Genomic DNA, 970 nt, shown 5'->3' on the forward strand with positions numbered 1-970 from the left:
TGCATTGTTCCGGGCGGTGGAGTAGATGAAAGCGGAGCTTGGAAAAATCTACGTTCAGACGGCAAATTTTTGTTTCCGGTAAAGGCTTTGAGTAAAGTTTTCAGGGCTAAATTTTGTGAGAAATTAAAAGATAAAAACCTTAAAGAATATACCAAAATCAGGCAAAATCTGTGGGAAAAACCTTGGGTGGTTTACGCCAAAAAGCCTTTTGGAAGCCCAAAATCTGTGGTAGAATATTTGGGCAGATACACGCATAAAATCGCCATCAGCAACCAGAGAATCAGGAAAATTGACGCGAAAACGGTCACTTTTTCTTACAAAGATTACCGCCAAAAAGGCATCAAAAAGCAGATGGTTTTGAGCCACGAGGAGTTTATCCGAAGATTTGCGATGCATATTTTACCGAAAAGATTTGTAAAAATCCGTCATTATGGTTTTTTGAGCAGCACCTGGAAGCGTATCAAGCTTAAAAATCTACAACAAAAATTAGGCATCCAGCCTAAAGAAAAGCTTCCGCCAAAAGTTTTTCAGCCGAAATGTAGTTGTTGTAAAGTTGGAAATTTGGTAACGATTGCCACGTTCGATCTTCGAGGTCCGCCGCAATGGTTTTTGGAGATGAGCCAAAATTTATCTGCTCCTAAATCTGCATTTTAGCGGATTTGGGTAAGGGATTTTATGTCTAAACGTGAAAGAAAACACAATAAAACCAAGAAAAAACCACCAAAATCGCCCACAAAAAAAGAGACTCTTCTCAAAGTCGCTTGTATCTCTAAAAATCTTTTGTCGATAAACCCATAGTGTGGGAAAATACCCAGCAAAAAGCTCCCGAAGCTTCCGTTCAACAGGGTTTTCATTGTTCGTGCTTCGCACGCAACGAAAACTTAGCTATTATCGGTAGTGGCTCTTTTCGTCCGCTTTGTTGAGCGTTGGCTTGGTGGCTCTTTTGCAATTTTGGCTTTGTGCTGCAGGC

1 pseudogene is annotated in these 970 nt (G+C 40.5%); it reads left to right on the top strand.

Annotated elements, in window-relative coordinates:
- A pseudogene (locus tag EGH73_RS13885) lies at positions 1-654 on the top strand (IS91-like element ISWz1 family transposase); the annotation flags it as partial.
- Positions 655-970: the final 316 nt, after the last annotated feature.

It is taken from the genome of Epilithonimonas hominis (assembly GCF_003730015.1).
Classification (GTDB): Bacteria; Bacteroidota; Bacteroidia; order Flavobacteriales; family Weeksellaceae; genus Epilithonimonas; species Epilithonimonas hominis.